The sequence below is a fragment of the Streptomyces sp. NPDC093801 genome (assembly GCF_040701585.1).
In the GTDB taxonomy this organism is placed as follows: domain Bacteria; phylum Actinomycetota; class Actinomycetes; order Streptomycetales; family Streptomycetaceae; genus Streptomyces.
This window is the reverse complement of record NZ_JBFBDP010000013.1, coordinates 26,121-38,970: the sequence shown is the minus strand read 5'-3', so window position 1 is coordinate 38,970 and position 12,850 is coordinate 26,121. Positions and strand designations below refer to the sequence as shown.

13 protein-coding genes are annotated in these 12,850 nt (G+C 75.9%); 7 read left to right on the top strand and 6 right to left on the bottom strand.

The window, feature by feature from the left end:
• The first annotated feature begins 93 nt into the window (after positions 1 to 93).
• Positions 94 to 576, top strand: coding sequence for a MarR family winged helix-turn-helix transcriptional regulator (locus AB0469_RS16800; protein WP_366452139.1), 483 nt, complete (start codon positions 94 to 96; stop codon positions 574 to 576).
• Positions 577 to 610: 34 nt separating this feature from the next.
• On the opposite strand, the gene AB0469_RS16795 is transcribed toward AB0469_RS16800, so the two are convergent.
• From AB0469_RS16795 to AB0469_RS16780, 4 genes are read right to left on the bottom strand one after another with little or no spacing between them, the layout of a single operon-like run.
• Positions 611 to 1,942: an AAA domain-containing protein gene (locus tag AB0469_RS16795; RefSeq protein WP_366452138.1), complete on the bottom strand. Its 1,332-nt coding sequence runs from the start codon at positions 1,940 to 1,942 to the stop codon at positions 611 to 613.
• A complete protein-coding gene (locus AB0469_RS16790) occupies positions 1,939 to 3,510 on the bottom strand; it encodes a hypothetical protein (RefSeq protein WP_366452137.1) in 1,572 nt (523 codons plus the stop codon). Before AB0469_RS16790 ends, AB0469_RS16795 begins: the two co-directional genes overlap by 4 nt.
• The gene (locus AB0469_RS16785; RefSeq protein WP_366452136.1) at positions 3,498 to 4,667 is read right to left on the bottom strand and encodes a hypothetical protein; all 1,170 of its coding nucleotides are present in this window, start codon (positions 4,665 to 4,667) and stop codon (positions 3,498 to 3,500) included. The genes AB0469_RS16790 and AB0469_RS16785 overlap by 13 nt, the downstream gene beginning before the upstream one ends.
• Positions 4,606 to 5,466, bottom strand: coding sequence for a phosphatase PAP2 family protein (locus AB0469_RS16780; RefSeq protein WP_366452135.1), 861 nt, complete (start codon positions 5,464 to 5,466; stop codon positions 4,606 to 4,608). Before AB0469_RS16780 ends, AB0469_RS16785 begins: the two co-directional genes overlap by 62 nt.
• 117 nt (positions 5,467 to 5,583) lie before the next feature.
• On the opposite strand from AB0469_RS16780, the gene AB0469_RS16775 reads away from it, so the two are divergent.
• Positions 5,584 to 6,180: a histidine phosphatase family protein gene (locus AB0469_RS16775; protein ID WP_366452134.1), complete on the top strand. Its 597-nt coding sequence runs from the start codon at positions 5,584 to 5,586 to the stop codon at positions 6,178 to 6,180.
• A gap of 42 nt (positions 6,181 to 6,222) precedes the next feature.
• Here AB0469_RS16775 and AB0469_RS16770 read toward each other — a convergent pair whose 3' ends face one another.
• The gene (locus AB0469_RS16770; RefSeq protein WP_366452133.1) at positions 6,223 to 7,545 is read right to left on the bottom strand and encodes a tetratricopeptide repeat protein; all 1,323 of its coding nucleotides are present in this window, start codon (positions 7,543 to 7,545) and stop codon (positions 6,223 to 6,225) included.
• A gap of 235 nt (positions 7,546 to 7,780) precedes the next feature.
• Here AB0469_RS16770 and AB0469_RS16765 point away from each other — a divergent pair, with 235 nt between their 5' ends.
• Together AB0469_RS16765 and AB0469_RS16760 are read left to right on the top strand one after the other, a co-directional pair.
• Positions 7,781 to 8,227 (top strand): hypothetical protein, encoded by a 447-nt coding sequence (locus AB0469_RS16765; RefSeq protein ID WP_366452132.1) that lies wholly within the window; start codon positions 7,781 to 7,783, stop codon positions 8,225 to 8,227.
• A gap of 25 nt (positions 8,228 to 8,252) precedes the next feature.
• The gene (locus AB0469_RS16760) at positions 8,253 to 9,146 is read left to right on the top strand and encodes a fused MFS/spermidine synthase (RefSeq protein WP_366452131.1); all 894 of its coding nucleotides are present in this window, start codon (positions 8,253 to 8,255) and stop codon (positions 9,144 to 9,146) included.
• An 18-nt stretch (positions 9,147 to 9,164) separates the two neighbouring features.
• On the opposite strand, the gene AB0469_RS16755 is transcribed toward AB0469_RS16760, so the two are convergent.
• Positions 9,165 to 9,725 (bottom strand): hypothetical protein, encoded by a 561-nt coding sequence (locus AB0469_RS16755; RefSeq protein ID WP_366452129.1) that lies wholly within the window; start codon positions 9,723 to 9,725, stop codon positions 9,165 to 9,167.
• A 78-nt stretch (positions 9,726 to 9,803) separates the two neighbouring features.
• Between AB0469_RS16755 and AB0469_RS16750 the strand changes: the two genes are divergently transcribed.
• The 3 genes from AB0469_RS16750 (at position 9,804) to AB0469_RS16740 (ending at position 12,814) form a co-directional block, all read left to right on the top strand.
• Complete coding sequence (locus AB0469_RS16750; protein ID WP_366452128.1) at positions 9,804 to 10,490, top strand: response regulator transcription factor; 687 nt, start codon at positions 9,804 to 9,806, stop codon at positions 10,488 to 10,490.
• A 109-nt stretch (positions 10,491 to 10,599) separates the two neighbouring features.
• Positions 10,600 to 12,006, top strand: coding sequence for a HAMP domain-containing sensor histidine kinase (locus AB0469_RS16745; RefSeq protein WP_366452127.1), 1,407 nt, complete (start codon positions 10,600 to 10,602; stop codon positions 12,004 to 12,006).
• A gap of 133 nt (positions 12,007 to 12,139) precedes the next feature.
• Positions 12,140 to 12,814: an NAD(P)-binding domain-containing protein gene (locus tag AB0469_RS16740; RefSeq protein ID WP_366452126.1), complete on the top strand. Its 675-nt coding sequence runs from the start codon at positions 12,140 to 12,142 to the stop codon at positions 12,812 to 12,814.
• Positions 12,815 to 12,850 lie beyond the last annotated feature (36 nt).

Genomic DNA, 12,850 nt, shown 5'->3' with positions numbered 1-12,850 from the left:
GTCTTGTTGTTGACGTGTCACCTAGGAAAGTCGCCGGTGCGGGTTGTGTCAACTAGATAGGTGACGTGTCACCAAACTCGCTAGGCTGCCCCCATGACCGAAGTGCCCGAGCCGGCCCACCCCCGCTGGCTCACCGAGTCCGAGCAGGACGCCTGGTACGCCTGGCGCCGGATGTTCCCCCTCGTCGACGCGGAGATCGCCCGCGACCTCCAGCAGGACAGCGGACTGTCCGAGGCCGACTACGACGTGCTGTCCGTCCTCGGCTCGACCGACGGCCACCGCATGCGCGTCACCGCGCTCGCCGGACTGATGAGCTGGTCCCGCAGCCGGCTGTCCCACCAGCTCACCCGCATGGAACGGCGCGGCCTGGTACGGCGCGAGGAGGTCGCCGGCGACGGCCGCGGGGCGGAGGTGGTGCTCACCGCCGACGGGGTGGCCGCGATCACCGGGGCCGCCCCGCACCACGTGGAATCCGTACGCCGCCACCTGATCGACGTCCTGACCCCGGATCAGCTCCACACCCTCGCCGAGATCGGCGAAACCCTCCGCCACACCTTCGGCGCCACCCGCAAGTAGGAGCGGCTCCGCCCGATCCGGGACGCGGCAGGCCCTACGGCCGCCAGGGGACGCGGTGTTCGGCGAGGTGGGAGAGGACCGAGTGGTTGGCCTCCCAGCCGTCCGGGAACTTGATCGTCGCCCCCAGCTGCACCGGCTCCGTGGACGGGTGGTCGTCCAGGAGTTCCGCTATGCCCGCCCGGGCCACCACCACGCAGGCGTGCCGGTGCCGCGAGGCCAGGACGCACAGGCGGCCCGTCTCCAGGTGGAAGGCCGTCGCGTCGGGGCGGCCCGACAGGGGGTGGAGGACCACCGTGAGGTCGTACTCGCGGCCCTGGAGGCGGTTCGCGGTGTCCACCGTGACGCCGGTGACGCCCAGGGAGGCCAGGGCCGTGCGGACGGCCGCCGCCTGGTCGCGGTGCGCGGTGCCCACCGCGATGCGCGCCGGGGTCAGCGGAGACGGGACCGGGGAGCGCTCGTCGGAGGTCACCGCGCCGCGGTCCAGGGCGCGGCGGACCACCAGGGCCACCGCCCCGACCGCCTCCGGGTCCGTGCGCGGGGTGTGCCGGGCGGGGAGTTCCAGCAGGCCCCAGCCCGCCTCGGCCGCCTCGTCCAGCACCCGGTCCGGACCGGAACCGTCCGACGCGACCCCGTAGGCCAGCCGCCGCTCGCCCGGCCCCGTCCCGCTGCGGAACTGCGAGTACGGGTAGAAGGCGCGCGAGACCAGCGGCGCGGCCGTCGCCGGCAGCCGCCACGACACCGGCAGCCGGTGCTGCGGCAGCCGGGGGTTGTGCGCCAGCAGGGTGGAGACCGCGGAGGCGGAGGGGTCGTAGGACAGCCCGGCCCACTGCTCCGCGCCGACCACGCTGAACGGGTCCAGCTGCCCCGGGTCGCCCACGAACAGCGCCCGCTCGAACAGCCCCGCCACGGCCAGCAGTGCGTCGGAGCGCATCTGGTAGGCCTCGTCGACGATCGCGTGCTCCCAGGGCTCCGCCTTCACGTACGCCCACTTCGCGGCCGTCGAGATGGTGACGGGCAGTTCCGCCAGGTCGGCCGGCTTCGCGGAGAGGGTGACGGAGGGCAGGTCGCGCAACGCCGGGTCGTAGGCGTCGGCGTCGCTGCTGTGCAGCCGGCCCACCTTCAGCTCCGGGTCCTTGTCGGCGAGCCGCAGCACCAGGTCGTCGACCTGCGCGTTGGTCTGCGCGACCACCATCAGCCGGCGCCCTGCGGCGGCCAGCTCCCGGGCCGCACGCACCACCAGCGTCGACTTCCCGGCCCCGGGCGGGGAGTCGACGACCACGCCCCGCTCGCTGCCGTGCAGGGTGTCGCGGAGGATGGCGGCGGTCGCCCGGTCGGCGGCCGCGCCCGGGTCGAAGGCGGTGCTCACAGGATGTCCTCGTCGGTCACGGCGTCCAGGGCGGGGGCGGCGGCGGATCCCGGCGGGCCGCCGTGCGTCCAGGGGGTGTTCTCCGGGTCGGGCAGCTTCGGGCCGCCGCGGGCGTCGTGCTCGAACAGGGTCCAGCACACCCGGTCGCCCTTCTCCGGCACCGAGCCCGCCACCGGCTCCCGTCCGGCGCCCATCTTGTCGAGGACGCGCAGCACCAGCCGGCCGTCCTCCTCGCGGCGCACGAACTCGAAGGCCTGCTGGCGGCCGTCCAGCGAGCGGAAGACCTTCCCGCCGCCCTCGTCCGCCAGCTGCGGCCGGTCCTCGGTGGCCACCGTCAGCAGCGGGCGCGGGCGGGGCCGCCTGCCCTCCGTCCACTCCATGGCCACCTCGGTGACCTCGCCGGCGAAGGCCTCGCCCGCGAACCGCCGGCCCGCCATCACCAGCGGGTCGTCCAGGGCCTCCTGCGCGTCCAGGCGCACCTGCTCGGTCTCCCGCGTGGCCAGCTTCTGGGCCGCCGTCACCGCGTCGTCGCGGCGCGGCTGCGGCGGCTCGCCCGCCCGGACCCGGTCGCGGTGGCCGGTGAAGGACCAGCGGTCGCGGGTCCAGCGCTCCTCGGTCCGCTCGCCCGGAGGCAGGGCGCGCACCAGGTCGATCGCCTCCCAGGTCTGCCGCCAGGCGGGCTCCATCTGCTCCGCGACCAGCCGCCGGACCTCCTCCTCGGCCCGTCGCACGGCGTCCGCGTCGCGGGGCCCGTCCGCCGAGCGGGCGGCGTCGAACCGGGCGATCGCCGGCGCCAGCAGCCGGTTGTCGAAGGCGGGGTCGGTGGCCGGGCCGGCCGGCGGGAACAGCAGCAGGCCGTCCCGGTCCCGGCCCAGCTCCACCCTGAGCGCCCACTCGGCGCCCGAGACGCCCTCCGGCGGGGCGATCCAGCCCAGCAGGGAGCCCAGGTGCTGGTCCTCCAGGTTGCTCTGGCCCGTCGCCCAGTGCCGGGAGAGCAGGTCGGTGGCGGACAGCAGCATCGAGGACCCGGGCACCCGGGAGCGCTCGGCGAGGTGCGTGAACCAGCGGCCCAGCAGCGGGACCCGGGTGGGCGCCGGGTAGGGGTTCTCCGGGTCCTCCTCGGCGGTCCGGCGGAACCGCATCGAGCGGCCCAGCAGGCGTACGTACTCGATGCCGGCCCGGCTCGGTACGACGATCTGCGGCGCGTCCACGCACAGTTCGGCCTCGACCTTGGTCTTCTTCCCGGTCTCCGGGTCGGTCTCGGTCCGCTCGGCGGGCTCGACCACGTCCGCGTAGGACTCGACGTACGGCATCAGCTGCCGCGCCAGCTCGCCGAGGAACTGCCAGCGCAGGTCCCGGTCGCGGGGCTGCGGTATGACGAGGATCCGCGGATCGTGCCGGTCGGTGCCCAGCATCGCGCCGAGCGGGGCCCCGGCCTCACCGGCGGTGGTCAGCGGCACGAAGACCAGCGGCTGCGCGCCCAGGTGGCGGTGGCGTACGGTCGCCAGCGGCCGGGCGCGGCCCGCGCGGACCGCCTCCAGCCGGGCGAGGGTGGTCAGCAGGGGCATGCGGGGGTCTCCGGGGCCTGGTGCGGGGGTCGGACGGCGGCCGCTTCCAGGGCCTCGGCGCGCAGCCGGGCCGCCTGGCGCAGTGCGTCGGCGGTGGGATCGCCCTCGGGGCCCGCGCCCGCGGCGGCCGCGAGGGCCTCCTCGACGCTGCCCAGCCCGCCCAGCTCGCCGCGGACGGACCGGCCGAGCGCGGCCGGGTCCCCGGCGGCGCGGGAGCGCTCGCGGCAGTGGAAGGCCAGCTCGCAGGCGGCCAGGCACTCGGGGGCGTAGGCGGCGGAGACGGCGGAGACGGCCCGGGTCAGCTCCTCGGCCGGCCGGGCGGGGTCGAAGCAGAGCCCCTCCGGCAGACCCGCGGTCAGCTCCTCGATCCGGGTCAGCCGCTCCAGCTGGCGGCGGGTGACCGAGCGCTCGCGGCGGACGTCGACGGGTTCTGCGGCGGGCAGGTTCGAGAAGTCCTTCGGGCAGACCAGCAGCACCCGGTGGTCGACCTCGGCGCCGGACAGCTTCGCGGCGGTCTGCTCCAGGGCGAGGACGTACACGGCGGCCTGCCGGGCGGCGGACCCCACCTTCGCGGCGTCGGCGGCCCCGTCGATCATCGGGAACGACTTGATCTCCACGACGGTCCAGCGTCCGTCGGGGTGCACCACGACGGCGTCGGGCTCCAGGTAGGCGGGGGTCCCCGCCACCTCCAGGGCCAGCATCGGATGGTCCAGCAGGGTCCAGGTCCGCGCGGCGGTGGCCTCCCGCAGGGCCAGCGCGGTCCGGGCGGCCCGGCCCTCCGGCCCGGCGGCGGTGAGGTCGGGCACCCGGGCGTCCGGCCCGGGGGGCTCGGCGCCGGCGCCCAGCCGGGCGTGGACCAGGCGCAGCAGCTCGGCGCCGCCGTCGCCCTTGACCTTGGCCTCGAAGGAGTTCCCGCGGACGATCGCGAACTGCGACTGGCCGAAAGCCGCCGGTGTGCCGAGGGCCGCGGCCAGGGCGGTCTTGTCCACCCCGGCGCCGTCGAGGACCGCCCGTCTGCCGCAGCCCGGGTTCGCGGCGAGCGCGGCGAGCGCCCGCGCGTCGAGCGGACGGGGCGGTACGGCGGGGCCGCGCAGGTCAGCGAGCCGCTGCCGCAGTGTCGTCGTCTGGGGCGGGCCGCTGGGCGGGTAGGAGCTCACGGGCGGAAGTGTCCCATCCGCCACTGACAATCGTGGACTTACGGCGGAAACGGACCGGTTCCCGCCGCCCGGGCCCGTCCGGGCCCGCGCCCCACCGGCGGGCGAGGAGCAGGCCGGCGCCCATCACGGCGGCTCCGGCGACGGCGTCGAGGAAGTAGTGGTTCGCCGTGCCCATGACCACCACGGCGGTCGCCGCCGGGTACGTCGCCCCCAGCGCCCGCACCAGCGGCCGCCGCGCGTGCCGCCACAGCAGGACCCCGCACCACAGCGCCCAGCCGACGTGCAGGCTTGGCATGGCGGCGTACTGGTTGGTCAGCGCCCCCAGCCCGCGCGGGGCGCTGGCCTCGGCGCCCCACCAGCCGTACGCGCTGAAGCGGGCCATCGTGTCCGTGAACCCGTACGCGCCGTCGAGCAGCCGGGGCGGGCAGGTGGGCAGCAGGGCGAAGCCGGCCAGCCCGAGCAGGGTCGAGGCCACCAGCCAGCGGCGGGCGTCCCGGTAGTGCGCGGCGCGGCGGTGGTAGAGCCAGAGCAGCACGGCCGGGGTGGCGAGGTAGTGCAGGGAGGCGTAGAAGAAGTCGGCCGGTATGCCGAGCAGGCCCTCGTGGGAGAAGAGACGGTTCAACGGCCGTTCGAGGTCGAGCCCCAGCAGCCCCTCGACGCGCAGGACGGCCAGCCCGTGGCCGACGGCCAGGTCCGCGTCGCCCCGGGCGAGGAGCCTGCCGCCGGAGTAGGCGCCGTAGACGAGCACCAGGAGCAGCAGCTCCACCCGCCGTCGAAGGGGCCGCTGCGGTGTGGTCATACGTCGTATGACGCGTGCCGGCCGGACGGAGTTGCCCTGCGTTCACGTCGGCGATGATGGACGGACGACGGATTCGCGCACCACAGGGCGAACCACCACGGACCGGGAGAAACACAGATGGCCCCCCGCATCCTGCTGGCCCGCCACGGCCAGACGGCATGGTCCCTGCTCGGCAAGCACACCGGGCGCACGGACGTGCCCCTGCTGGAGGAGGGCAGGCAGGGGGCGAAGCGGCTGGGCGAGCGGCTCGCCGGCGAGCCCTGGGTCTCCCTGCGCGGCCTGGAGGTGCGCACCAGCCCCCTGGTCCGGGCGAGCGAGAGCTGCGACCTGGCGGGCTTCGGGGCGCAGGCGGAGCCCTGGGACACCCTCATGGAGTGGGACTACGGCGCCTACGAGGGGATGACGCCGGCCGAGATCCAGGCGGTCCGGCCCGGCTGGCTGATCTGGCGCGACGGGGTCCCCGGCGGCGAGTCCGTCGCCGACGTGGCGGCCCGCGCGGACGAGGTGGTCGCCTGGGCCCGCTCGGCGGAGCGGGACGTCCTGGTCTTCGCGCACGGGCACGTCCTGCGCACCCTCGCCGCCCGCTGGCTGGGCTTCGAGGCCTCCTTCGGCGCCCGCATCCGCCTGGACCCGACCTCGCTGTCCGTCCTGGGCTGGGCGTACGGGGCGCCGGCGCTGGAGCGCTGGAACGACACGGGGCACCTGGAGGGGTAGGGCCCCGCCCCGCCGAGGGTGGGCCCCCGCCCCGCCGACGGGCTACGCCTGGGCGTGCCGGGTGAGGAACGCGCCGACGCGGGGGGAGCGCTGGTGCGGGACCAGGGTGCGGGCGGTGCCGGCCAGCATGGAGCGGATGCGGGTCGACTGGACCTCCGTCAGCAGGTCCAGCACCCGTCCGCCGGCCCAGGCGGCCTCGTCGGGCGCCCCGGCGCGGGCCAGGTCGTCGGCGAGCTCGGCGGTGTAGAGGGCCACGTTCCGCGCGAAGTGCGGGTCCTGGAGGTCGGCCGCGCGGCGGGCGTGCCGGGCCGCGCGGGCGTACTCCCCGAGCGCCGCCCAGCAGCGGGACTCCAGGGACTCCAGTTCGGCCTCGCCGAAGAAGGACATCCACTCCGGGTCGGCGGCGCTCGCCCCCCGCGCGAACTCGGTGTGCGCCCGGGTCAGCGCCTCCTCGCAGGCCCGGCGGTCCCCGAGCCCCGACCAGCCGCCCGCCTCCCGCAGCGCCAGCAGCGCCAGCAGGCGGGGCGAGCCCAGCGAGCGGGCCGCGCGCCGGCCGGCCTGGGCGGCCCGCACCGACTCGCGGGGGCGCCCGCAGTCCCGGGCCAGGAAGGCCATGTTGCTGAAGGCGTGCGCCTCCAGGCCCGCGTCCCCCGCCACCCGGGCGGTGGCCAGGGCCTCGGCGTAGTGCGAGCGGGCGTCCTCGAAGCGGCCCGAGTCGTGGGCCAGCCAGCCCACGGAGACGGCCAGCTCCCCGGCCCCCGCGTGCAGCCGGTCCTCGGTGGACTGGCGGGTGGCCCCCGCGTCGAGCAGGGCGTAGGCGGTCCGCAGGGGCTGCGCGGCCCGCCGGTAGAGGGCGTCGGCGCCGTGCCGGTCGTCCAGCAGCCGGATCTGGCGCACCGCGTCCTCGACGGCGGCGGCCTCGGCCTCGCCGGCGCGGGAGGGGATCCGGCGGCTGTCGCCGAGCAGGGTGAGGCTGAGCGTCGCGGCCGCCACGGTCGCGGAGCCGCCCGCCATGAAGGCGCGGCGCAGCACGTCGCTCTCCTTGGAACGGTGGATGAGGTGGGTGAAGACGGGCGGGGCGGGCAGGGGGCGCTGCGCGGCCCGCCCGCGGACCGCCTCGCGGGGGGAGAAGCCCAGGTCGGCCAGGGTGCGGCCGGGGAACATGTGGAGGAAGACCCGCTCGTAGGCGTAGTTGGGGCAGCGGATCTCGCCCGACTCGACGCGGCCGATGTAGCGGGCGTCGCAGGAAACCGTTTCGCCGATCTCCCGTGCGGCCCGTCGCACCATGGCGGCGAACTCGGCCGGGGAGTGCGCTCCGCGAAGCCGCCGGAAGCAGGAGTTGGGTGAGTGGGGTGACGCCGCCATGGACGCTGCCTCTCTGGACACGCTCGCCCCGGAGTCGGGTGCTCCGGCGCGCACGAACGTACCGCCGGTGAGGGGGCTCCCACGCGGTGTTTGGCTACAAAACGGATATCTCACCCGCGATCCGCCATGAACTGCCATCCTTTGCAGCGTCTTGCCGCCGCACCTGTTGACGCTTCGCCGCGTTGAACCCATGCGGATACGGATCGAGGAGGGGTTCCCCTTGGTGGAGGCCGGCATGGACAGCATTGGTACGAACACCGCGCCCGACGCCGGCGCGAACCCGTTCACCGCCCTGGCCGCGGCCGGGCTCCCCGCCCCGGTTCCGGCCCCGGACCTGGTGACCGTCTCCGTCCGGCAGGGGCTGGAGGCGGTGGACATCATCCGCCGCGGCGCCGGAAGGGCCGCCCCCGCGGTCGGCCCCGTGCTGCACGACGGTTCCGGCGACACGCTCGGGTTCCTCGTCCCGCCGGGCACCGCCGACGCCTGGGACCTTCCGGGAAGCGCCTGTACGCAGACCAACGGGCGCGGCATGCGCTTCGGGGACCTCGCCGCGCCCACCGCGGGCGGTACGGGCTGGCTGCTGCCGCCCGAGTCCGTGGGCCCGGTCACCGATCCGGACGTGCTGCGGGCGGCGCTGGGCGAGGCGGCCCGGCTCATCGAGGCGGCCGACAACTGTCGGTGAGGTTCTGGCCAGCGATAATGGTGGGGTGGCAGGCAGAGGTACGGGCAGGGACAAGGGCAGGAACCGCGACGGGGGCCGGCGGGGCGCCGCCGAGCCGGTCACCGGCGAGGTGGGCGGCGGCCTGGCTGAGCTGTCCCCGGACCGCGAGCGCGCCCGCGCCTGGACCCTGCTGGTCAACGGGGCCCCGCAGTCCCACGTCGACCTGGACGACCCCGGGTACCTCGACTTCGCCTACCAGCGCCGCATCGGCCACCTGATCGACCTCGCCGCGCCCGCCCGGCAGCCCCTGAACGTGGTGCACCTGGGCGGCGGGGCCTTCACCCTGGCCCGCTACACGGCCGCCGCGCGCCCCCGCTCCGCGCAGCAGGTGGTGGAGATCGACGAGGCCCTGGTGGCCTTCGTACGGGAGCACCTGCCGCTCGACCCGCAGGCGCGGGTGCGGGTCCGGGCGGTCGACGCGCGGGCGGGCCTGGCGAAGGTGCCGGACGGCTGGGCGGACCTGGTCATCGCCGACGTGTTCAGCGGGGCGCGCACCCCGGCACACCTGACCAGCGCCGAGTTCCTGGACGACGTGCGCCGGGCGCTGTCGCCCACCGGGTGGTACGTGGCCAACCTGGCGGACGGTCCGCCGCTGGCCCACCTGCGCGGCCAGGTGGCCACCGCGGCCTCCCGGTTCGAGCGGCTGGCGCTGGCCGCGGATCCCGTCGTCTGGCGGGGGAAACGTTTCGGCAATGCGGTGCTCGTGGCCTCCGACCGGGAGCTGCCGGTCGCGGAGTTCACCCGCCGCGTGGCGAGCGACCCGCACCCGGGACGGGTGGAGCACGGCCGGGCCCTGGCGGACTTCACGGGCGGCGCCGTCCCGGTCCGCGACGCCTCGGCGGTGGCCTCGCCGGAGCCCCCGGCCTCGGTGTTCCGGTAGGCGGGAGCCCTGGCGGGGCTACGGGTCGACGGTCTCCACCGTCGGCGGGTGGTCGTGCCAGGTGCAGAACACCGACACCTCGCGGTTGTCCCGGGTGAAGGTGACCCGGATCCAGAAGTCCTGCTTCCACACCTGCACCCGCCACCCCGCCTCCGGCGTCGCCGAGACCAGGGCGGCCGAGGAGGTCCCGAGGTCGAAGACCACCCGGCCGCCCGAGACCGAGTACCCCTTCACGCCGCCGGAGCCGGAACCCTGCCCGCCGCCGTCCGGGTACGGGCGCTGCTGCCCGGCAGGCGGCGGGGACTTCGGCTTCGCGGACGGGGAGGGGGCGGCGGCCGGTGCGGAGGGCGACGGCGACCCGGACCCGGACGGCGACGGCGACGCGGAGCCCGAGGGGCCGGGCGGCGGCGGCTCCGCGCCCCGCGTCGCGGAGGCCGGCGGCAGGGTGGTCAGCGGGACCGCCAGCGGGGGATCGTAGGCCGTCCCGGACATGACGGTGTGCACACCCCACCACGACAGGGTCACGGCGGCCGCGGTCGCCACCACCCAGGCCATGGCATGTACAAGTCCTCGTCGCATCAGGGCACATACTGCACCACACGTCACAGAGCAGTCCCGGCACCTCCCGGGGTCGCCCGGATGGACTACCGTGCGCCCATGGCTAGTGTGCTCGTGGTCGAGGACGACCAGTTCGTACGTTCCGCCCTGATCCGGCACCTGACCGAGGCCGCCCACACCGTACGGAGCGTGGGCACGGCCCTGGAGGCCCTGCGCGAGGTCGCCCACCACCGGTTCGACGTGGTCATCCTCGACCTCGGACTGCCCGACCTCGACGGCTCCGAGGCGCTGAAGATGCTGCGCGGCATCACCGACGTGCCGGTCATCATCGCCACCGCCCGCGACGACGAGGCGGAGATCGTCCGGCTGCTCAACGACGGCGCCGACGACTACCTCACCAAGCCCTTCTCCGTCGAGCACCTCTCCGCCCGGATGGCCGCCGTCCTGCGCCGCTCCCAGGCCGCGGCGGCCGAACCGCCCCCGCGCGTCCTGCACGTCGGCGGGCTCGCCATCGACCCGCTGCGCCGCCAGGCCGAGCTGGACGGGGCCGTACTCGACCTCACCCGGCGGGAGTTCGACCTGCTGGCCTTCCTCGCCGGCCGGCCGGGCGTGGTCGTGGCCCGGCGCGAGCTGCTCGCCGAGGTCTGGCAGCAGTCGTACGGGGACGACCAGACCATCGACGTGCACCTCTCCTGGCTCCGCCGCAAACTCGGCGAGACCGCCGCCCGGCCCCGGTACCTGCACACGCTGCGGGGTGTCGGGGTGAAGCTGGAGCCGCCGCTGTGAGCGTCGCACGCGCGGCCGCCGGGCCGCGGACGAGCGCGATGGCCGCACCGTTGCGCCGCGCGGGCGGCCGGGACACCAGCCGCTGCCGCGACAGGGCGGGCCGACAGCGGTGAGGTGGGCGCTGGTCAAGGTCTGCCTTGCCGTCACCACCATGGTGGTCGTGGCCTTCGCGGTGCCGCTGGGGCTGGTGGTGCAGGAGATGGCCAGCGACCGGGCCTTCTCCAACGCTGAGCGGCAGGCCGCCACCATGGGCCCCACCCTGTCCATCACCACCGACCCGGTGCAGCTGCGCAAGGCCGTCGAGTCCACCGAGATGGGCGCCGCCCGGCGGATGGCCGTCCACGTCCCCGCGATGGCCGGCGCCGCCCCCGTGGACATCGGCGACGGCTGGGCGGGCGCGCACGCGGTGGCGGAGACCCGCTCCATGGGACGGGCCACCACCGCGAAGGCCGCCGGAGGGGGCTCCGCCCTGCTCCAGCCCATCGCCCTCGGCTCCGGGGACATAGCCGTCATCGAGATCTACGTACCGGAGAGCGAGGTCAGCAACGGGGTCGCCACCGCCTGGCTGGTCCTCGCCGGCGTCGGCCTCGCCCTGGTCGTCGGCTCCGTGGCGGTCGCCGACCGGCTCGGAGCCCGCCTCGTGCGGCCGGCCGAACGGCTCGCGGACGCCGCGCACCAGCTGGGCGAGGGCCGGCTCGGGGCCCGGGTGCCCGAGGACGGTCCGAAGGAACTCCGGTCGGCGGCCGTCGCGTTCAACTCGATGGCCGACCAGGTGGTCGAACTCCTCGCCAACGAGCGGGAGCTCGCCGCCGACCTCTCGCACCGGCTGCGCACCCCGCTGACCGTGCTGCGGCTCAACGCGGCCTCGCTCGGCGACGGCCCGGCCGCCGAGCACACCCGGGCGGCGGTGGAGCAGCTGGAGCGGGAGGTCGACACGATCATCCGCACGGCCCGCGAGCAGCGCCCGGCCGCCGCTGCGGCGGCCACCGCCGGCTGTGACGCCTCCGAGGTGATCCGCGACCGGATGGCCTTCTGGTCGGCGCTCGCGGAGGACGAGGGCCGCGAGGTCAGGCTCGCGGGCGTGGACCGCACCGTACGGGTCCCGGTGGCCCGGCCCGAGCTGGCGGCCGCCCTCGACGCCCTGCTCGGCAACGTCTTCCGGCACACCCCCGAGGGCACCCCCTTCGCGGTCGACGTGCACGACGCGGGGGACGCCGTCATCGTCCTCGTCTCGGACGCGGGCCCCGGCATCGCCGACCCGGACGCGGCCCTGAGGCGCGGCAACGACGGCGCCCGCGACGGCTCCACGGGGCTCGGCCTGGACATCGTGCGCCGGGTCGCGGAGTCGACGGGCGGCGACGTGCGCCTGGGGCGCTCGGTGCTCGGGGGCAGCGAGGTACGGGTGTGGCTCGCTCTGGACGACCGGGGCCGGCGCGGCGGGCGCGGCCCGGGCGGCCGCCGCGCCCGGCGCACCCGCAGCAGGCGCCGGGGAGAGCGCACCGACCCGACCGGGTGAGGGAGCGAGCCGGAAGCCGCGCCCGTGGAATACCGTACGGTCCGCGCCGGTTGGGGGCCGTTGGGCACCGGCCGACCGCCCGGCCGCACCCCGCGCACGGCACGTGCCACATCCCTCCCGATTGGACATCCGCATGCGTTACGCAGTTCTCGGCACCGGCATCGTCGGCCGCACGGTGGCCGACCGCCTGGCCTCGCTGGGCCACGAGGTGGTCATCGGCACCCGCGACCCGCGGGCCACCCTGGACCGGGCGGAGTACGCCGAATGGCAGGAGGCCCACCCCTCGATCGGCCTGGCCCCCTTCCCGGAGGCCGCGCGGCACGGCGAGACGCTGGTCAACGCCACCGGCGGGCAGGTCAGCGTCGAGGCCCTGAGGGAGGCGGACGCCGCCCACCTCGACGGCAAGGTCCTCATCGACATCGCCAACCCGCTGGACTTCTCCCACGGCTTCCCGCCGCGCCTGGACCCGGTCGACGACGACAGCCTCGGCGAGCTGATCCAGCGCACCTTCCCGCAGCTGCGGGTGGTCAAGACGCTCAACACCATGAACTGCCAGATCATGGTCGATCCCGCCCGGGTCCCCGGCGAGCACTCCGTCTTCCTCTCCGGCGACGACGCCGACGCGAAGAAGGCCGTCCACGGCCTGCTGAGCTCCTTCGGCTGGCCCGACGCGTCGATCATCGACCTCGGCGGCATCGAGACCGCACGGGGCACGGAGATGCTCCTGCCGCTGTGGCTGCGCCTGATGGGCTCCCTGGGGCACGCGGAGTTCAATTTCCACGTCCGGACGGCCCGCCCCTCCTCCTGACCCCGCCCGGACGGGGGCGCAGATGTTGCCGCGCCC